The 19491-nt window shown below is 49.9% G+C and carries 17 protein-coding genes and 1 tRNA gene; 2 read left to right on the top strand and 16 right to left on the bottom strand.

Translation table 11 applies throughout. The annotated features are described in order from the left end of the window. Window positions 1-91: 91 nt before the first annotated feature. From pyrH to GA0061077_RS02080, 7 genes are all read right to left on the bottom strand, one after another. Complete coding sequence (pyrH, locus tag GA0061077_RS02110; protein WP_091847258.1) at window positions 92-838, bottom strand: UMP kinase; 747 nt, start codon at window positions 836-838, stop codon at window positions 92-94. A 280-nt stretch (window positions 839-1118) separates the two neighbouring features. After that, window positions 1119-1970, bottom strand: coding sequence for a translation elongation factor Ts (gene tsf / locus GA0061077_RS02105; protein WP_091847257.1), 852 nt, complete (start codon window positions 1968-1970; stop codon window positions 1119-1121). Window positions 1971-2070: 100 nt separating this feature from the next. Continuing rightward, window positions 2071-2910 carry a 30S ribosomal protein S2 gene (gene rpsB / locus GA0061077_RS02100; RefSeq protein ID WP_091847256.1) on the bottom strand — a complete coding sequence of 280 codons (840 nt, stop codon included), beginning with the start codon at window positions 2908-2910 and terminating at the stop codon, window positions 2071-2073. 369 nt (window positions 2911-3279) lie between these two features. Continuing rightward, the gene (def, locus tag GA0061077_RS02095; protein ID WP_091847255.1) at window positions 3280-3762 is read right to left on the bottom strand and encodes a peptide deformylase; all 483 of its coding nucleotides are present in this window, start codon (window positions 3760-3762) and stop codon (window positions 3280-3282) included. A gap of 53 nt (window positions 3763-3815) precedes the next feature. Beyond that, window positions 3816-5822 carry an AMP-dependent synthetase/ligase gene (locus GA0061077_RS02090; RefSeq protein ID WP_091847254.1) on the bottom strand — a complete coding sequence of 669 codons (2007 nt, stop codon included), beginning with the start codon at window positions 5820-5822 and terminating at the stop codon, window positions 3816-3818. A 79-nt stretch (window positions 5823-5901) separates the two neighbouring features. Continuing rightward, a complete protein-coding gene (locus GA0061077_RS07050) occupies window positions 5902-6417 on the bottom strand; it encodes an Rv3235 family protein (RefSeq protein WP_324609212.1) in 516 nt (171 codons plus the stop codon). A 229-nt stretch (window positions 6418-6646) separates the two neighbouring features. After that, entirely contained in the window at window positions 6647-7771 is a 1125-nt protein-coding gene (locus GA0061077_RS02080) for a GuaB3 family IMP dehydrogenase-related protein (protein WP_091847253.1), read from the bottom strand. Window positions 7772-7924: 153 nt separating this feature from the next. Here GA0061077_RS02080 and GA0061077_RS02075 point away from each other — a divergent pair, with 153 nt between their 5' ends. Both GA0061077_RS02075 and GA0061077_RS02070 read left to right on the top strand, forming a co-directional pair. Next, window positions 7925-9148 (top strand): NADP-dependent isocitrate dehydrogenase, encoded by a 1224-nt coding sequence (locus tag GA0061077_RS02075; protein ID WP_091847252.1) that lies wholly within the window; start codon window positions 7925-7927, stop codon window positions 9146-9148. 136 nt (window positions 9149-9284) lie between these two features. Beyond that, window positions 9285-10862: a substrate-binding domain-containing protein gene (locus GA0061077_RS02070; protein ID WP_091847251.1), complete on the top strand. Its 1578-nt coding sequence runs from the start codon at window positions 9285-9287 to the stop codon at window positions 10860-10862. Window positions 10863-10959: 97 nt separating this feature from the next. On the opposite strand, the gene GA0061077_RS02065 is transcribed toward GA0061077_RS02070, so the two are convergent. The 9 genes from GA0061077_RS02065 to GA0061077_RS02025 all read right to left on the bottom strand — a co-directional run bounded on the left by GA0061077_RS02065 (window position 10960) and on the right by GA0061077_RS02025 (window position 19248). Next, window positions 10960-11688: a M23 family metallopeptidase gene (locus GA0061077_RS02065; RefSeq protein ID WP_234696464.1), complete on the bottom strand. Its 729-nt coding sequence runs from the start codon at window positions 11686-11688 to the stop codon at window positions 10960-10962. A gap of 323 nt (window positions 11689-12011) precedes the next feature. Continuing rightward, window positions 12012-12084: transfer RNA gene (locus GA0061077_RS02060), tRNA-Asn, on the bottom strand. Window positions 12085-12204: 120 nt separating this feature from the next. After that, window positions 12205-13248, bottom strand: coding sequence for a tRNA (adenosine(37)-N6)-threonylcarbamoyltransferase complex transferase subunit TsaD (gene tsaD, locus GA0061077_RS02055; RefSeq protein WP_091847250.1), 1044 nt, complete (start codon window positions 13246-13248; stop codon window positions 12205-12207). Next, complete coding sequence (locus GA0061077_RS02050) at window positions 13245-13841, bottom strand: GNAT family N-acetyltransferase (protein ID WP_143249581.1); 597 nt, start codon at window positions 13839-13841, stop codon at window positions 13245-13247. Before GA0061077_RS02050 ends, tsaD begins: the two co-directional genes overlap by 4 nt. After that, window positions 13838-14779 (bottom strand): tRNA (adenosine(37)-N6)-threonylcarbamoyltransferase complex dimerization subunit type 1 TsaB, encoded by a 942-nt coding sequence (gene tsaB / locus GA0061077_RS02045; RefSeq protein ID WP_091847248.1) that lies wholly within the window; start codon window positions 14777-14779, stop codon window positions 13838-13840. The genes GA0061077_RS02050 and tsaB overlap by 4 nt, the downstream gene beginning before the upstream one ends. A gap of 75 nt (window positions 14780-14854) precedes the next feature. Then, window positions 14855-15457, bottom strand: a complete 603-nt coding sequence (gene tsaE, locus GA0061077_RS02040; protein ID WP_091847247.1) for a tRNA (adenosine(37)-N6)-threonylcarbamoyltransferase complex ATPase subunit type 1 TsaE — start codon at window positions 15455-15457, stop codon at window positions 14855-14857. Next, a complete protein-coding gene (holA, locus tag GA0061077_RS02035; protein ID WP_091847246.1) occupies window positions 15454-16440 on the bottom strand; it encodes a DNA polymerase III subunit delta in 987 nt (328 codons plus the stop codon). Before holA ends, tsaE begins: the two co-directional genes overlap by 4 nt. A gap of 133 nt (window positions 16441-16573) precedes the next feature. Then, window positions 16574-18550 (bottom strand): ComEC/Rec2 family competence protein, encoded by a 1977-nt coding sequence (locus GA0061077_RS02030; RefSeq protein ID WP_091847245.1) that lies wholly within the window; start codon window positions 18548-18550, stop codon window positions 16574-16576. Continuing rightward, the gene (locus GA0061077_RS02025) at window positions 18547-19248 is read right to left on the bottom strand and encodes a ComEA family DNA-binding protein (RefSeq protein WP_159426899.1); all 702 of its coding nucleotides are present in this window, start codon (window positions 19246-19248) and stop codon (window positions 18547-18549) included. Before GA0061077_RS02025 ends, GA0061077_RS02030 begins: the two co-directional genes overlap by 4 nt. Window positions 19249-19491 lie beyond the last annotated feature (243 nt).

Below are 19491 nucleotides of genomic sequence, written 5' to 3'. Positions count from 1 at the left end.
TATTATTCGCTGTAGCGAATCTTTATTAATGCGTTTTATCACCAACGTACGTGGCTTTTACAACGGTCAATTCAGCATCAAGTTTCAGTTATTAAATAGTTTCCGATTTGAGATTAGATACGAGCGTACCGATTGGTTTGCCTACCAGTGCCTTGGTGACGTTTCCGGCTTCCTCAAGACCAAACACACGAATATGCTGATCATTTTCCCTCGCCATCGAAAGCGCAGCTGCATCCATAACTGCTAAATTGTCAACCAATGCACGCTGGTAGCTCAACGTTTCGAATCGCTGAGCTGTTGGTTCCTTACGGGGATCAGCCGTGTAAATGCCGTCAACGCCATTCTTGCCCATAAGAACTTCATCGCAGTGAATTTCAAGGGAACGCTGAATCGACACCGTATCAGTTGAGAAATATGGCATACCTGCGCCAGCACCAAAAATCACCACTCGGCCTTTTTCAAGGTGACGTATGGCTTTGAGCGGGATGTAAGGCTCGGCAACCTGTCCCATGGTAATCGCGGTCTGTACGCGAGTTGCTTGACCTTCCTGCTCAAGAAAATCCTGAAGAGCGAGGCAGTTCATGACAGTACCAAGCATACCCATGTAATCGCCGCGTGTACGCTCGATACCGGCTTGTTGAAGTTCTGCGCCACGGAAGAAATTACCACCGCCGACAACAACGGCAACTTGAATGCCTTGATCAACAGCCTCGTGAATTTCCTTGGCGATGCGGCGAATCACTTTCGTGTCTATACCAATCTTACCTCCGCCGAATGCCTCACCAGACAGTTTCAGCAGTACTCTGCGGCTGTTCTTGTTCTTGTCATCACCAGTCATCGACGGCCTCTCTATCCTTGTCCGACGGCATATTTCTGGTCTCTAGGTTATCTGTCTACAACGACAGCGATACGGTGATTGTTTTGCTCAAATCGGCGAAATAATAAGAGGCTGCGAATTACCCTTGCCCGCTACTTGTTCGTGTCACCGTTTCTCCATGTGGAAGCGTTTTCCATCGGCTTACTGATCGCTATGGATAACCCAAATATCAAAGTTGGCCGGTACACGCAAGCACCGGCCAACTTTGATCAGCCCGTCAAAGGACCTCGCAAGGAGTTAATTACTCCCTGCCAGCCTTACCAACCTCGATACGGGCGAAGGAAATAAGCTCTCCGTCTGCATCCTTGAAGAGATCGCTAACCGTCTTGGAAGGATCCTTGACGTACTCCTGCTCGAGAAGCACGTTCTCTTTATAGAAGGAATTCATACGGCCTTCAACGATCTTGGGGATGATCTGCTCAGGCTTGCCCTCAGCCTGCGACTTCTCCGTGGCGACACGACGCTCGGACTCAAGCACATCGGCTGGAACGTCCTCACGCTTGAGCCACTTGGCGCCCATGGCCGAAATCTGCAGAGCAGCCTCGTGAGCGACAGCCGCACCCTTTTCATCGGTTGCGACCATGGCCACGATGCTTGGCGGCATTTCCGCGGATTTCTTGTGTGCATAAATCTCGACCTTGGGGCCTTCGACCTTGGCTACCTGGCCAACCTTAACGTGCTCACCGAAGAGAGCAGCTGCTTCTTCTACGGCGGTCTTTACGGTACCATCATCCGCCTTAGCCGCGAGAACGGATTCCGCGTCCGAAGCGTCGGCTGCAATGGCATTGGATAGAACTTCATCCGCAAACGCGACGAACTTCGGAGTCTTTGCCACAAAGTCGGTCTCAGAGTTAAGCTCAACCGCGTAACCTACCTGGCCGTTGGCGGCATCGACTACGCGAGACGCGATAGTACCTTCCTGTGCGGCGCGACCTTCACGCTTGCCGGCTGCCTGGATACCCTTGGCGCGGATAATTTCCTTGGCACGTGCCACATCACCTTCAGCCTCGGTCAGTGCCTTCTTGACGTCCATCATGCCGGCTCCGGTGTCATCACGAACCTGCTTGATCAAAGCTGCTGTAATTGCTGCCATGTCTATCTCCTTTAAAATCTATTCCCAACGTTATATGCCGTAAAAGGCGGTGCGGAAGCCCGGAAGTTTCCGACACCGCCTTTTACAAAACACATATCGGTCAGGCCTTGGCCTCTTCGGACTTGGCTTCTGCTTTCTTGCCCTCAGCGAGCTCGGCAGCTTCTTCCTTGCCGTCCTTGTCCTTGAGCAAGTCCTTCTCCCAAGCGGCCATAGGCTGCTCGGACTTGTCTTCGGTCTTCTCAGCCTTGCCGCTACGCTCAAGCAAGCCGTCAGCAACGGCATCTGCCATCAGAGAGGTCAGCAGCTCGATGCCGCGAATGGCGTCATCGTTCGCCGGAATCGGGTAATCGACCACATCCGGATCAGTGTTGGTGTCGACGATAGCGACGACTGGAATACCCAGTTTGTGCGCTTCCTCAACAGCCAGCGATTCCTTGTTGATATCAACCACGAACATAGCGGAAGGCGTGCGGTTCATGTTGCGGATACCGCCAAGCTGCTTCTCCAGCTTGTTCTTCTCACGCTGCAGAAGCAGGAGTTCCTTCTTGGTCAGACCTGATCCACGAACGTCGGTAAAGTCCATCTCCTCGAGTTCCTTCAGGCGTGCTACACGCTTGGAAACCGTCTGGAAGTTGGTAAGCATACCACCGAGCCAACGCTCGGAAACATAAGGCATGCTGACGCGGGCAGCCTGTGTCGCGATGGCTTCCTGAGCCTGCTTCTTCGTGCCGACAAAGAGGACAGTGCCATTGTGTGCTACGGTCTGCTTGATGAAATCATAGGCTTTGTCGATCAAATCGAGTGATTTGAAAAGGTTGATGATGTGAATGCCGTTACGCTCCATCAAGATGTACTGCTTCATCTTGGGGTTCCAACGACGGGTCTGGTGGCCGAAGTGCAGTCCTGCCTTCAGCATGTCACTCATAGTTATTTGAGCCACGGTAATGCTACCTTTCAGTCGGTTATTGCCTGGCTATGCGGCCCTGCGTACGACAGTTCGCCTGTGAAAGCGTCTTATCGACCGACACAGTCCGTCACGTGCATAGCGCGTATTCGCGTGTTTTGATTGACAATATTGGGTGGTTTCCTCAGCAACGTGACTACCTCAGAATCCGTTTAAACACACTGCAAAAAGGATAACACACACACTGAATAAATACGCGACCATTCAAGCGCGGCAACAAAGGTCTATGAGCAATAAATATATGCTAAAACAGGATTTGAAGGCTGAACACATAAGCGTCCAGAAACCGTAACAGATGGCTTCAGGACGCTTATGTTCGAGTCGATTTTGGAATATTTCCGGCAATCAGCGAACTTCGCGCATGCGACGCATCGCCTCTTGACGTTCCGTTTTTTCCAGACGATCGAGGTAGATATACCCGTCAAGATGGTCGGTCTCATGTTGCAGCATTCGACCCATGAGGCCAGTTCCTTCAAGAACGACCGGTTTGCCGTCGAGATTGATGCCCCGTACACGGGCATAATCAGCGCGCCGAGTCTTATACCAAAGTTTGGGAACAGAAAGACAACCTTCTTCTCCATACTGCTCTCCCCGAGTCTCCTCTATAACTGGGTTGAGCACGTAACCGAGCTTGCCATTGATATTATATGAGAATGCACGCAAACTGATACCAATCTGATTTGCAGAAAGCCCGGCCCTGCCTGGGTCATCTACAGTATCTAGCAAATCTTGTACCATCCGCCTAACAGCAGGTGTTATCTCCCGGATTGGTTCACAAGGTGTACGCAATACCGGATCAGGGACGACCCGTATCTCTCGTAACGACAATGCTTTGCTCCTTCATATCTCTCGCTTGATTACTCTTCGGCTGAAGATCAGCTTTACTTTTTGTCGGTGCCGTGAGCGTCGACTTCTTGCCGATCGTCATGATCCGAGAGATGTGCCTCTACATTTTGTTTGGCTTGCTTATATGCCTCACGGACCTTTGGTGTGACAGCATCAGTGGCCTGTCGTGCCTTCTCAGCAGTTTTGTCGATGAAACTCGTTGCTGCTGAAATCGATGGCTTTCCCCCACCTTTTGGCGCATAGATCTGATTTTCAATAATATCAGCGTAATTCTTGAGAACCTGAGGGCGCACAACTTTCATGCTCGGTGTCAACATACCGTTTTCTTGTGTGAATTCTCCGTCAACAATGATGAATTTACGTACTGATTCTGCGCGAGATACCTCACTGTTGGCCTGATCGATATATTGCTGTACACAAGCTCGGACAGCATCATTTTTAGCGATTTGTGCCATACTCATGTTTTTGTCCATGCCGTTATTTGACAGCCAGGAGCGAACCATTTCCGGGTCAAGTTCAATAAGTGCAGAGATAAAAGGCCGTCCATCGCCCACGACAACAGCATGAGCAACCAAAGGACATGTGCAAATCGTATCCTCAATCGGAGCCGGGCTAACGTTCTTGCCGCCGGCGGTGATGATGATATCCTTCTTACGGCCCGTGATGTAGACGAAACCGTCATCATCAATCTGTGCGATATCCCCAGAATGCACCCATCCGCCCGGTTCAGTAACCTCGGCAGTCAGCTCAGGCTGCTTGTAGTAGCCCAAGAATACATCTTCGCCGTTAATCAGCAATTCGTCATCATCAGCAAGTTTGATGGCAATGCCAGTACCTGGACGTCCAACAGCTCCGACTTTGTTGAAGTCTTGGAAACTGACGATACAGGGTGCCGCAGTTTCGGTCATGCCATAACCCTGGATAAAGGTAATCCCATCCATTCCGTTGAAGAAATGAGCCAAATCCGCATTCATCGGAGCGCCACCACAGGCCACGAATTTGAGGTTTGGACCCAATGCACTACGTACGGAAGCACCGACTGTCTTCATATAAAAACCATGCTTGATTTTTTCGGACACGGTATGACCATGTCCTTCCTGACCCTCTTTCGACCATTTGACAAAGTGGTCAAACGCCGCATTGAAGACACGACCTTGCAAACCGGCTCCGGCCTTCTGGGATGCGGCATTGTATACCTTTTCGAATACGCGCGGGACACCAAGCAGGTACGTTGGCTTGAAGGTTCGCAGATCAGCCAACAGGTGTTTGGAGCTGGACGTATAGCCAACGACACCCTGAGATCCAATGGCGACGTACTGAATATATCGGGCAAAGCAATGCGCCAACGGCAGGAAAAGCAGCAGACGACTTGGCTGATACAACATTTCCTCAAGCACTGCCCAGCCGATAAATACCGTTGAAACAAAATTGCGATGTGACAGCATGACACCCTTGGGCGCACCGGTTGAACCGGAAGTGTAGACAATGGTCAGCATATCGTCGGCACGCACACGAGAAATTGCTTCCTCAAGCTCGTCATTAGTGACAGCCGCGCCAAAATCCGTAACGGCTTGCAGACCGCCTTCCTGAAGATTGAATACATACTTGAGCCCATCACACTCTCGTCGGAATTGCTCAAGTGTCTGCGTGTGCTGGGCATCACCACCAAACGCGACGATCGGATCGACATCGGTAATGATTTCCCCTGCCTGCTTCGGCGAATCTGTTTCATAGATCGGCACGCTTACGGCACCGATAGCTGCGCAAGCAAAATCGACGACACCCCATTCGTAGCTTGTTGGAGCATAAAGAATGACCATACTTCCGGCTTTTACACCCAAGCCCATAAGGCCTTTAGCAACAGAACGAACCTTGTCAAGCATTTCGCCTGCGGTAACACTGTGCCACTGCTGGGTCTGCTGATCCAGCCATTCAGCGATTGCGGCATCGGGGTCTTTTTCGCCGCGCTTGCGCAGCAATGAATATATGGTGTCCTTGTCTGTCGTGTGAGTGACAGGATCCAAATAAAATTCTCGCAACATACCTTTGATTATACGCAAACGTAAGGCCAAACTTACGTTTGCGTAACTTCAGACCTATATGGAAACCGGTCAAATGCTGCTACCCAAGGTCAGCTGTTGTGCAAATCCAGCGAGAACCGACTCGTTTAAGCACAAGGTTTACCCAGTAACTGTCTTTACCGACCATAAGATTCACAACGATCTCAGTTGTATCCAAACTAACCAAAGTACCGTAAACCAGCGTCGGCATAGCGGGTAGATAGGAAAGCCTCGCTTTGAGCTCTTGGTGTGTCCGTAAATGATTTTCCAGCAGATACGCCATTGTTTCCAGGCGACGTAAGCAAGAGGCGTTCAATACCCGCTGAAGTTTGCGAGGAGGTATTCGGCCTCGAATCACATCCATGCTCATACATGCTATGCGACAGGATGCGAGGGCGAATCGCTGGCATTCCGCTTCGCTTAACGTTCCTGGATAACAGCGTGAAATATGATATGAAATCGGCTGGTTCGACAGTTCCGCATGAACGTAGCCGTCATAGCTCGGCAGGCTCGATGTTGTTCCGTTTGTCATCGTCACCAGCCTAGGCATCAGTTCCATCTGTCCGTTCATGTTCATCTTCACGCCCCCTTGATTTCCAATGCATACCTCTAAGGGCAACAGAAAAACCAGATGCCGTCAACGCAAAACGACTGAGTTGCTAAAAGTTCAAGATTCTTCAATGTCAAGACGTATGTCGGTCCTGAAATATTACATTCGGTCTTCGGCCTCAGAGGGAAGAGATTTCAAAAACATAAAGAACCACCTGCTGCAAACAGATGGCCCTTTTATTGGGCGTTAACCCTAGCTATGCTCGGTGCGAAGGGATGACGGATACATCACAATGCTGGAAGTTCTTCAGATCGACATAACCTGTCGAGGCCATGGCCCTGCGCAATGCGCCGATGAAATTCACGCTGGCATCGGCCCGATGGCTGGGCCCGAGCAAAATCTCCTCCAACGAAGCGACCGTACCGACTTGGGTGCGCCGTCCGCGCGGAAGCGAGGGATGACGGGCTTCAGCTCCCCAGTGACTCCCCTTGCCCGGTGCTTGAGTTGCACGTGCTAACGCGGTACCCAACATCACGGCGTCAGCACCCATTGCAAGCGCCTTGACAAAGGAACCCGAGGTCCCCATTCCGCCGTCAGCGATTATCTGAACGTAACGACCGCCCGATTCATCCATGTAATCTCGGCGAGCCTCAACGACATCGGCGATTGCGGTCGCCATTGGTGCCTGAACTCCCAGGGTGGTGCGGGTTGTCGAGGCTGCTCCCCCGCCAAAACCGACCAACACACCGGCGGCGCCGGTACGCATGAGATGAATTGCTGCCGGATAGCTGGCAGCACCGCCGACAACAACGGGGACATCTAGGTCATAAATGAACTTTTTCAGGTTCAACGGCTCATGGTTCTCACATACATGCTCTGCAGAGACCGCAGTGCCGCGAATCACGAACAAATCGACACCGGCTTCAACAACAGTCGAATAGAATTCTTGGGTCCGCTGAGGCGAAAGCGCGCAGGCAACAGTGACGCCTGAATCACGAATCTCACGGATCCTTTGGGTGATGAGTTCAGGACTGATCGGCTGTTCGTAAATCTCCTGAAGACGTTGTGTGGCTGTGAGATCATCAAGATCGGCGATCTCGTCCAACAGCGGTTGCGGATCGTCATAACGAGTCCATAAACCTTCAAGATCAAGCACACCGAGTGCTCCTAGCCTGCCCATCTCGATGGCGGTCGCTGGGCTGGTCACCGAATCCATCGGTGCGGAAAGCACTGGAACATCAAACTGGTAGGCATCAATCTGCCAAGCCGTCGAAACGTCCTTCGGATCTCGTGTCCTACGTGAAGGGATGATGGCAACATCGTCCAATGTGTAGGCCAGACGGCCTTTCTTGCCTAAACCGATTTCAATTTCCTGAGTCATGCTCTCAGATTACTTTCCGTATGTGACGAACACCGTGAATCGCAAACCTACATGAAGCGGTATCTCACTGATTAAACATCGCAATACTGTTGACATAACCGAGCGCCATAATGACGTTATATTGTTTTATCCATCATCAATGAAGGGGCAAGCATGGAAAAAATAAAGGTGGAAGGCACCATCGCCGAACTTGACGGCGATGAAATGACCAGAATAATCTGGAATGACATCAAGACCCGACTTATTCTTCCGTATCTTGACATTAATCTGGATTATTATGACCTTGGCATCGAAAATCGCGACGCAACTGATGACCAAGTAACGATTGATGCCGCAGAAGCGATTAAAAAGCATCACGTCGGCGTGAAATGCGCGACTATCACACCCGATGAGGCAAGAGTCAAAGAATTCAACCTCAAAAAAATGTGGAAATCACCGAACGGGACGATTCGCAACATCCTTGGCGGCACCATTTTTCGAGAACCGATTGTCATCTCAAACATTCCGAGGTTGGTACCGGGTTGGAAACAACCTATTGTCGTGGCTCGTCACGCATTCGGCGACCAATACAAGGCAACAGACTTCAAAGTAGACAAGCCAGGTCGTCTCACCGTCACTTTTACCCCCTCTGACGACAGCGGACCGGTCGAACATGTGGTTTACGACTACCCTGGTGCAGGTGTTGCCCAGGTTCAATACAACGTTGACGATTCGATTCGCGGTTTTGCGCGAGCTTGCTTCAACTACGGGCTTATGCGGCACTATCCGGTCTACCTGTCAACCAAAAACACCATTCTCAAGTCGTATGATGGCGAATTCAAAGATATTTTTGCGCAAATCTACGAGGAAGAGTATAAAGATCAGTTTCAAGAAGCCGGTTTGACATACGAGCATCGTTTGATTGACGATATGGTGGCAAGCACCATGAAATGGCACGGGGGATATATTTGGGCATGCAAGAATTATGACGGTGATGTGCAGTCCGATTCCGTAGCGCAGGGGTTTGGCTCGCTCGGGTTAATGACTTCGGTGCTGATGACGCCGGACGGTCAAACTGTCGAGGCGGAAGCAGCTCACGGTACTGTCACACGACACTATCGTCGGTGGCAGAAAGGTGAGACAACATCAACCAACCCAATTGCCTCCATCTATGCATGGACTGGCGGCTTAAAGCACCGATCAAAACTCGACGGAACACCGCAAGTCGCAGATTTTGCCGAAACATTGGAACAAGTTGTCATCGATACAGTTGAAAGAGGAAGCATGACTAAAGATCTGTCCATGCTCGTTGGACCTGACCAGGCTTGGCTCAACACCGAAAGCTTCATGAATGAGCTAGACGAAGAACTAAACCGGCAGCTTTCCGAAAAGCGCTGAATTACGCTTGCCGGCAGCCGATCCAATACATTTTGCCGCACCTCGATTTTATAATTGTGGTGCGGCAAAGTGATTTCATATTACCTTAAGACTATTATCGATATCGAATCTTTCATGGCACGGTAAAGGATGGACTATGACCAAGCGTATGGGTTGTTCCTTGGCGCGATTTCTGACATTAATACTCATTGGCATGCTTGCCATCATTCAATCCGGTTGCGGTAGTGCTCAGAGCGACGACGACAATGCATCCATAGACAACGAGAAAGTTTCGATCAGCTCGGTTGCGGGAAAAAGCAATGTCGTGATCTTTACTCCTTCCGACGGTATCTCCATCACTGCACACACGCCTCTCAATAAGTGGGCGAAATTTACACCGTTAATCACCAAGGCACTCACCGATAAGGGATTTCCATCCAAAAGCATCCGAGTGAAAACTGACGCAAGCCTCGATAAACAGCGTGAGGATATCGAAAATTATGTGACTGATCAGTTATTGACAGCATCAACGGAGACAAAAAAGCACACCGTACTCATCGTGGCACCCGTCACTCCCGAACATTCAGGCAACGAGCAATACGGCGATTATGTCTCCAGTCCCAGTGATTTGGCGAATAGCTCTTCGGAAAAGAAGACCGCTGATGACTCAACAACGGATGCTCAGAATGATGATGAACGCAAGGAAGAAAAGAGCAAGGCTGCTGCTGACGCAAAGGCAATGGTCAAGGCCCTGAAGAAGGCACAACAGGCTGGTGCACATACGGGGCTACTTGCCAACTCACTAGACGATTTCACCCCTGATTTCTTCGTCAGCATGTCCACCGCTGAACAGATTGGAACACTCCAAGCACATCAACTTGTTTCAAAGTTGGCTTTAGAAAAAGTAACGGCAGATCATCCCAAATCTATAGAAATATTGATTCCCTTCAGTGAGGATGGAACCGGTTCTGATTCCTCGAGAATCTTTGCTTCAGAAGCTTTCAAAGGAATATGGGATACGCTAGGCCCTTATTTCAAGGACGGTAGAGCGGTGAGTGCTTCCAATACACTTGGCAAACAAAGTAGCGAAAAAGATTGGAAGAAGGTGTCGTTCAACGCCTCAAAGACATCTGATGTTCGGGAAGCGATCAATACTCGGCTTACTGGGGGTTCGAAGGACGCGCAGCCCCATCATGTTGATGGGATCATCGCAATGAACGATTTCGTCTCATCAGGAGTAGTGGAGGAGCTCACCAGCCTTAAATACTCCGGAAGCGCCGCAGACGTCAATCCTGAGATAGATGTTTCCGGAATTGTAAGTTCGCTTACAAGCAAGCGCAACCTGAACCGACAAGCTGTTCCCAAGCCTAAAGACAGCAAGCAAAACAGCAACGACGCTGACGATGTACCGAAAGTGAACGACAGCAATAATATGAGTTGGCCGATAGTCACGGGCTATGGTTCCTACTTGGATATGATTCCCTATGTCGTCAATGGCAAGCAATGGATGACAGGTATGGAAAACATCCAAAAGCTCTCAACTGATATAGCCGATGCGGCAGGAACGTTGGTAGCCGAGAAGCCATTGACCGACTGCCCGTCAATCAGTTCAATGCCCATAAACGGTACCACAACCAATGTCATCCATGAAGAAGCGATGGCTATCAGCGCCGGAAACCTCAAGAAAACACTTATCGAACCAGGATACATCTCACTTGCAGATGCAGAGCTCTAGATAATGCAACACAATACAGGTACAACGACAGTTTGATTCTCAAAGGCTTAGCAAACATCGGATGAGAAACACAGTCTTGTTTTATGCATTCGCGCATTTATGCACCATCTGGTTGCTTCAGCACAATTTTTCGCTTTGAGGCCAGCATTTGTGGATCACGATATTCTGTTCTACCTTTTCTTACGCCCCAATGCACGCATAGTCCCATGCAATGATCCGACAGACCTTTTGCAACCCCTATTGGCAATCCTTTTTTAACGGGTGTCCCTATTGGCAACAATGTCTGAGCCGGTTCCAATGTCAGCGTCAAGCTATTATGGCGAATACTGACCACTGATTTACCGGCAACAATACCCACGAAACTGATGAATCCATCTGCGGGCGCCAACAACGGGGTGTCTTCCATTGCGGCAACATCGACACCACGATGACCAGGGGCCCAAATCTGTTTCGGAGCTTTGAATCGATTGGTAACAACATGGGGCAACACGGGCCAGCCCATACTGGCTTTGCAACCTTTATCGTCATGCAAAGGAGGATCCACCGAGTCCATTGGCTTGATAACAGCTATAGGATGTGTTTCATATGGTATTCCCGTCGTACTATCTTCTTGTGATTCATCGGTATACAAATCACCGGAAATACCGACGGCTGATGCTGGAGTGATTAAGCAACTACATACCAGAGCAGACACGGAAATAAACATCAACATCGTGATTATTCCACGAAATGCATACTGTAGCCGTTGCTCGCATCGCTGCACGTTTTGATAATACATTTTATGTCTCAGCCGTCGCATCTTTGCTCCTTGCACCGTCATCGCCATTACCCTTTCCGTTTCAATTGGTTCGGACTACTTCCACTATCAAGCATCTCGTCAGCCAACGAAAGCTTAACGCGGTGATGTGGTCGAACGGTCCGGTTATCCATCCGCAGAACCACTTACCACACAAAGCAACGTGCGCCTTTACGTGTAATCTGAATGATACGGCCACTCCATCAAAAAAATAAGGTCCATGCTTCAGCCAGACACCCAACGCCTGTAGCTAGTCTGTATACAATCTGGTGAATACTTCACCATGTAGCCTTTTGGTTAATAATTAAAACAGAAAGCCTCAGAACTTAATAAGTTCTGAGGCTTTTATTCCGCTCCCGCAGCTGGGCTTGAACCAGCGACATTCTGATTAACAGTCAGACGCTCTGCCAACTGAGCTATGCGGGAATGTCCCGTGCGATCCCTGAAGCACCGCACAAGACATATACTTTATACGAAAAAAGTCGTTATGCAAATGCGATGGCGTGTCGCTTGTGTTTTCAGCGCATACATCAAGTTTGTTCCTGTTCAAACGCTGATGACATTCATGGGCATGGCAGAGTCAATTGGAAAATCAGGCGCGGACGGGCGAATACCCGCCTCAACCAGATTAACGCCCAGCATTGCAACCATCGCGCCATTGTCCGTACATAGCTTGAAATCTGGAATACGTACCTCGACTCCATGCTGTTTGCCACTTTCAAGCAGTTTGTCACGCAGTTGAGAATTGGCGGTGAATCCCCCACCCACCACCAGTGTTTTCGATCCGTATTCCTCACAACCGTGCATCGCTTTGTCCACCAAAACACCGGCAACCGAATCGGCAAGCGATGCACAAACATCATCTACAGGTATATCGCGTCCCACAGCCTGACACGATTCGACCCAACGTGCCACAGCGGTTTTGACTCCGGAAAAGCTAAAATCGTAAGGATGTTCCTTACCTGCTTTACCTTTCGTGAGACCTTGGGGAACCTTGATTGAGTGAGGGTCACCTTGCCGTGCGTGCTTGTCAATATGTGGACCACCTGGGTACGGAAAACCAAGCAAACGGGCAACCTTGTCGAAGCATTCCCCTGCTGCGTCATCCAGTGTGGTGCCAACGACATCGATATGACGGGCAACGTCTCCGATATGAAGCAACGAGGTATGTCCGCCGGAGACAATCAACGCCAAAGTATCTTTGGGAAACGAACCGAACTGTAATTGTGTAACAGCAATATGCCCGATGACATGGTTGATACCATAGATCGGTTTGTTGGCAGCCCACGCAAGCGCCTTAGCTCCGGAAACCCCAACGGCCAAACAGCCTGAAAGACCTGGACCGGACGAAACCGCAACGGCATCGATGTCAGTGAAATCCACATTGGCATCTGCGAGCGCTTTCGAGACAACCGGCACGAACGCTTCAGCGTGGGCACGTGAAGCGATTTCCGGTATAACGCCGCCGTAGCGAGCATGTTCTTCCATTGAGGAGGCAACGACGCTGGAAATTAGGGTACGTCCGTGGACGACGGCCGCAGCGGTCTCGTCACATGTTGATTCGATCCCCAAAACGATAGGTTCACTCATTGTTGCTCCATCCTGATTCCTTTTGCGCTGAAACCCATAATATGCTCTTTGAGGTCCAAGACCATCTTGATACAATCTTTCCCTTGCGACGCATAGTAATTCGACAGCAAGCCAATATCCTCAAAACCGCGTGAATGGTAAAGTTGCTGGGCAGTCTGATTGTCGGCGAGAACTTCAAGACTGATACGACCCACGTCGTTAATGCGTGCATAATTGATCAGCCAGTCAAGCATACGTCCTGCGATGCCTTGTCTGCGATAATTATTGTCAACGCCGACGGTCATGATTTCCGCCTTTCCGTCACCGATCCAGATTCCCGCATACCCACGCATAATCAGTCGCTGCGAATCGTACATTTCCAGAGATTGAACGTTGGGCTGATTATCATCTCTTTCATTATCAACGTTCATAGCCTTCTCGGATTCAGTTATGTCAGCGATGTACGTTCTTGAAGTATCCATGACTTCATGACTCATCACCTCGTAGCCCCACGCTTGGTCGCCGAACAATCGTCTGTCAAGGTCAGTCGCATTCTTCAGCGCCCATTGCAGTTCAAGGTCATTGAACAGAACAATCATCGCTTGGTGACTCAAGACCTTGTTACGCCGGCGTGGTTGAGAACATGTTTCAGTGGGTTTGGCACCGATACATCCGGACGTCGCAAGTACAACGGTTCAACCGGTTTAATCTGATCGTTTTCGGCACTATCGCCCTGTGTACTGTATTTTGTCTTACTTCCGGACACTCCGTTGGCACACAATGCACACTCGGCAAAGATTTCCAATCCGACCGCACCAGCATCGAGGACTGACGCTTCGACGACACAACCGAGCATCTCACCGAGTTTCTGCCATTCGTCAGCGTATTTGGCCGCACCGTGACCGATGATGTCGATGCGGTAAGATCCTTCCGAATCTGAGGTCGTAGCGAAATCATTGAGGGTTGCATGTATACGTTCAACGATGTGTTGCGGATAATCGATATCCATTGCCACTAGTTCACGTACATCTACTCGATGATGCTGTGTTACTTCTTGTTGAGGCACTTTACTGGTATCAGTATCCGAACCGCCGTCCATCAGCAGTTCGTCATACAGAGCAAAATACAGCTGTCGACGTCGCGCATCATTGACAGCCAACGTTAGATGACGAGTCGAATCGTTATTCTTGCTTTGTTCCACCGGATAAAGGAACTGTGTATCCGACAGACGTTGGTCACCTTGACGTTTTAAGCTCAACATCCAGGCCTGCGCAGAAAGAACATCCTGTCCGATGAGCTTCGAGCAAGTGGCGTAAGACATGGCTTTGGCCGCTACAACACCAGCCCGTAACCCTGTGAACGGGCCGGGACCTACACCGACAATTATGTTGTCGAGATCACCGGGTGCAAGTCCAGCCGACTCTACTGCCTCACCAATATTGACCTGCAATCGTTCGACATGGGTCCGAGAATCACCCTCTACGATTGGATCGTGCCCCAAAACGCCTACGGTCGAACCGAACGACGTATCGACGACCAGTGTGTTCGCCATTATGCCTCTCCCTGCCATTCCATATTCCAGCAATCGATATGTATGGCCATATGCTTTCATATTAACAAGATGTTTTCAGTGTTTGTTGTTCTTCTGAAACTTTACGCGAAAATCCGCCCAACGACGTCCAATAGGTTTGAATGTAACAACGCGCATGCCGTCACTGGTCAGCTCGATATCCGAATCATTTGCACCGGCTTTAATTGCCGTGCCATCAAGCGGACGATCGATATGCACCTCGAGGCGCTCCTGAGCAAACGCCGATGCCATCTGCTCACCCCATTCCATCAGAATCACCGTCTGTTCGCCAGGATATTCAAGCTCTTCATCCAAACCCAGTGATTCCAGTTCATCAAGAAGTCGATCCACCGTATCTTGTCCTGGTGCGAAATTATTGCCTCCGAGCCTGTATGCGTCAACATGGATGAGATGCGCTGCAGACCCATCGGCAAAACATCCGGTCAATTCACGTGCTACGGTAAAAGTCGGAGAAACAATCGGCTCCGAGATATGCAGTTCAGAACCGAATCCTTGCGCAAACGTCGTTTTCCCCGCCCCCAAAGGACCTGAAAGCAACAAAACATCACCCCCTTGGACCAAGGAAGCGATTCGCGCACCCAACTGCTGCATGTCGGCGACATCAGGAACTTTGATTGTGAACGATAATTCCTCTGTCATGCACGCCTCCTTCCTTTGTGACCGATAAGTTCGATGCACCGCTCAAGAGCATACATGGAGTCACCACCGGTTTTATTTTGTTCGTCAACCCATGCGAGCATCTGTATACAACTCGAAAGACCGTCTGAAGTCCAGCCATTCAATTGGTTCATTGCATTCTTGAGAACCCAGGGGTTTGTTTTAGCTTCCGCCTTAGAGATAGACCCCGAACGAACAGCTGACGCTTTGGCAAGGGTTCGTAGTTTCATCGCCAATGCACCTACCAGTGCAATGGGATCAATGCCCTGAATAATCGCAGCACGCATGTCAATAATCGCTTTGACGCTATTACCTGCAAGCACCTCATCCGCTACCGCGAATCCGGTAACCTCGGCATTGCCGGTAAGATACTGCTCAACATGGTCAAGACCGATGATTTCATCGTCAAAATCAAAGCACAATTGGGAACACATCGCGGCAAGTTCCCCAGTCCGTTCACCCAGAAGCGCAACAAGTTGCCTTGCAGCAGACGGATCGACACGGCGCTGTTCACGCTCAAAGCATTTTATGACGAAATTGAGTTTGGCATCAGCTTGTTTGAGTTCTGGAATAGCTTTTTTCTCCGCACCCGCTCTGACGAGACGATCAATAAGTTTGCGTCCCTTCTGACCTCCGTCGTGCTGTGCAATGATGACGCTTGTGGCCGTTTCAGTACCATCTGCCATCGATCGGCAGTAGCCGACCATGGCTTCTGCCAACGATTCGTCCGCGTTTTGAACATGCCGGATGACGACGACAGAATCCAAGCTCAACAGCGAGGGGCTGACAGCTTCGTCGAAGTCGTATTGATCGGTTTCGTTGGCATCAAGTTCCATCACTTCGGCTGTAGGATTGTCCCGCAACGCCCTGTCACGGCAGTCACGGACTTCCCGATCGTTGAGAAAGGCGTCCCCACCTATACATACAACGAATAGCGGCAACTGCTTCGTTTGTTCTGCTGCCATGTAATACCTCTGTTCATCCGGATACGGATTCGGCTCGTAATAACGAGTTTACATCCGCAGCTTGGTTTCCATGATATTCAATGTGGTGTCACATGTGGACATCCACAGCGTTTTCTTTACGGGCAGGTTTGTTTCAATCGGTTCCATCCAATTCCTCAAATATTTGCTTGGTTTCTTTAAACCATATAATGCCATGCATTTTCATTGAGCCTACAATGCTATTGAGCGAAGCCCGACCTCCTTCTCTACTACGTATAGCCGATATGACGCCTATCATCTTGACCTGAGCGATAATGGCTAATTCAATGATGATTACAAGAGCGACTCCGCTCATGCCTCCTGCCCATGGTATGGTGACAGCGCCCGATCCCCCAATGGTGTCGGCACACCAACGCATCACGGAGGTGCCGCAACTCGACATCCATGCAAAAACAAATGACAGCCTCTCGCTGAATGGTGAAAGCAATAGCGCTGACAACCCTGTTAACGTAGACCAATCAACGAAAGGGGCAACAATCAGATTGGCGGGTACCGACAGTAACGGAAGCTCCGGCGTCATCAACACTTGTATCGGCAAGGTAAACATCTGAGCGGCAAGGGTAACGGATATGCTTTCGGCAAGAAACGTTGGGAAGATTTTGGCGAGAAACCCTGCTATTGCTTTGGAGCACAATACGATTCCCAATACCGAGGAACAGGATAGCGCAAATCCGAAGCTGCGCGACATCTCCGGATTAATCAACAAGGTCAACACTACCGTCCACGCCAATGCACTAGTTACTTGCGCTGGCCTGCCTATCAATTTACTCAATGAGACAATAACCCCCATAATCAGAGCACGCATGACTGAATCAGATGGGTACATGGCGCCCGCTAGCACCGCATAGGCCAGAATCGTCGATACTGCAACTACTTGTCTTGGCAGCAGGAAGTGAGCGCACACCGATCGCACAAGGTCACCGATCAGCGCGAAATGTCCGCCAGAAACAGCCATCAAATGCATGATTCCAGAATCTTTGAAATGCGTTTCTAATTGCGCGGCATACGTGGCATCAACTGGGTCCCGCTGGCTTTGACCGACGAAATCCTGGCCGAGCAAACCGATGGTCAACCCCGGAACAAGTACACGACCCTGATCGGAAAGACCATCGGTAACACCGAAGAACGAACGCTGGGTGTTATCAACAAGTCGCTTAACAAACGGCGCTCGCTTTAACTCCTGGACATGAGCATTTTCTCCCAATGTCAATGATAAAGGCTGTATTTTGTGTTCGACAGTTTTTAGTTCACCCGACAAACTGAGGATCTGTCCGTTAACAAGTTTTGTGCACCACGGTTGGTTGGCATATAGCAGAATCCTTGAACGACTAACCTGTCTGACACCATCGTAGCCAACACTATGAAGACGGGCATTGGCCTGACAATCTGCTGAAAAAGAACCCGAAGCCCTGACGGGCGATTCAAGCTCAACTTCGGCTTCAACATGTCTTGGCACATGTTGCAGTAACATGGCAGGATCACGATAGGCGACGATATCCGACGAGAAACAAGCACAGGCTCCCATTAGAGCAGAACATGCCAGAACAGCCATCCAAATCCCTTTGCATCCGTCAGATCTCCTCATCAACCTCACAATCGATGTCTTGCGTAATAATTCGAGAACACGTTGACGAATATGAGCATTAGGATTTATCGATCGTATGCTTGATGCGACATTGGCCTCAAGCGTCATACTCACTGTGCGAGGACCAACATCTTCGTTCAGGTTAGCGCTGGTGGCTGTTCTGCATCTAAGATAATGCATGATGACCACTATCACCCCAATCGTTATCAGCAGTGCCGATACACCAATAAAGACTTTCATAGGCGCATCAAGCTGCGGGGCTTTTTCAATTCGGTTCATGGCAGGTTGTGAACTCTGAAGTGAACTGTTTTCGAAATCATGCTTCACGCGTTGTGATGTGGACTGGCTCCTTGGCACCACACACAGACTTATAAACAATAAGTGTGTCATCAGCATGGGAATCCAGATTGTTGCGGCAACCAGAAGCATACGGTAATCAAGGCTGCCACGCTCACCATCACACACGAGGGTTCGAGCGGTAATCACACCGTCACCTGCCCTCGTATGCGTTCCAATGTTTTGGATCCGATGCCTGAGACTTGTAATAGTTGGTCGACACTGCTAAATCGTCCGATAGAGGCACGGTAATCTATAATGCGCTGTGCCATCACCGGCCCGATACCTTTCACCTGCTGAAGTTGTGTGGCGTCTGCTGTGTTGAGATTAATACCGTTGCCGTTACTTTGCATCTCCAAGCTTTTTGCGCTCTCATGCGACAGAGCATGTTCAGGAGGTTGCGCATCATCATTGGTTCCAGCAGTGCCTTGATTGGCAGTTCCTGTCCCATTTCTTTTTTGCTCCGAATCAGATCCACTCTCAGCTGCACCCTTGTTTGTCCTTCTTTTTGCATCATGTGATTCGATCGACGATGTACTTTCAGTTTGCTGTTTGTCGTAATTGACGGACTGCGTCACCAGCATCGTCAGACTTGCGCATAGCGCTGCCGCCAATAGCAGAATTGCGATGACAGCTTGCAGAGGACGAAAAAATAATCGAGGCATGTCACGTTTCGTTGACGTCAACTCGATATTAGAAGAAGCTGAAACGCTTCGTTTTGGCTCCTGAGCCAGATGTTCTTGCGTATTCCCATCATCAATAGAATCTGCGGGCATCGAAGTGTCGACGAGCCAGTGGTCTATCGGAGGCAGCGGTGGAAGTCCCATTTGTTGTACAGCACCGTCCAATGGAATTCCGGGATTGGCCGAAAGGCCTAGTCGTGTCGCCGTACAATACGCACCACTACCCCCAGAAGTCACACGCAACCTCTGAACCAACTCTCGACCGTTGTCCACATTATCCAAATACTTAGCCATGGTTTAAGCATGGTTTGTCGAGCAACAAATGTCGAGACAAAACCGGTGATGTGGTCGAATGGTTGGTTTACCCACATCTCATCAATACCAATAGCTGAATAAACAATAAACTGC

Source organism: Bifidobacterium commune (genome assembly GCF_900094885.1).
GTDB lineage: Bacteria > Actinomycetota > Actinomycetes > Actinomycetales > Bifidobacteriaceae > Bifidobacterium > Bifidobacterium commune.
The sequence above is the reverse complement of the archived record's forward strand: the minus strand, read 5'-3'. Positions and strand labels throughout refer to the sequence as shown.

Excerpts from the sequence above, each read along its gene's own strand:
- pyrH (WP_091847258.1), bottom strand. The coding sequence starts at position 838 with ATGACTGGTGATGACAAGAACAAGAACAGCCGCAGAGTACTGCTGAAA.
- tsf (WP_091847257.1), bottom strand. The coding sequence starts at position 1,970 with ATGGCAGCAATTACAGCAGCTTTGATCAAGCAGGTTCGTGATGACACC.
- GA0061077_RS02090 (WP_091847254.1), bottom strand. The coding sequence starts at position 5,822 with ATGTTGCGAGAATTTTATTTGGATCCTGTCACTCACACGACAGACAAG.
- GA0061077_RS07050 (WP_324609212.1), bottom strand. The coding sequence starts at position 6,417 with ATGAACATGAACGGACAGATGGAACTGATGCCTAGGCTGGTGACGATG.
- GA0061077_RS02080 (WP_091847253.1), bottom strand. The coding sequence starts at position 7,771 with ATGACTCAGGAAATTGAAATCGGTTTAGGCAAGAAAGGCCGTCTGGCC.
- GA0061077_RS02075 (WP_091847252.1), top strand. The coding sequence starts at position 7,925 with ATGGAAAAAATAAAGGTGGAAGGCACCATCGCCGAACTTGACGGCGAT.
- GA0061077_RS02070 (WP_091847251.1), top strand. The coding sequence starts at position 9,285 with ATGACCAAGCGTATGGGTTGTTCCTTGGCGCGATTTCTGACATTAATA.
- GA0061077_RS02065 (WP_234696464.1), bottom strand. The coding sequence starts at position 11,688 with ATGGCGATGACGGTGCAAGGAGCAAAGATGCGACGGCTGAGACATAAA.
- tsaD (WP_091847250.1), bottom strand. The coding sequence starts at position 13,248 with ATGAGTGAACCTATCGTTTTGGGGATCGAATCAACATGTGACGAGACC.
- tsaB (WP_091847248.1), bottom strand. The coding sequence starts at position 14,779 with ATGGCGAACACACTGGTCGTCGATACGTCGTTCGGTTCGACCGTAGGC.
- tsaE (WP_091847247.1), bottom strand. The coding sequence starts at position 15,457 with ATGACAGAGGAATTATCGTTCACAATCAAAGTTCCTGATGTCGCCGAC.
- holA (WP_091847246.1), bottom strand. The coding sequence starts at position 16,440 with ATGGCAGCAGAACAAACGAAGCAGTTGCCGCTATTCGTTGTATGTATA.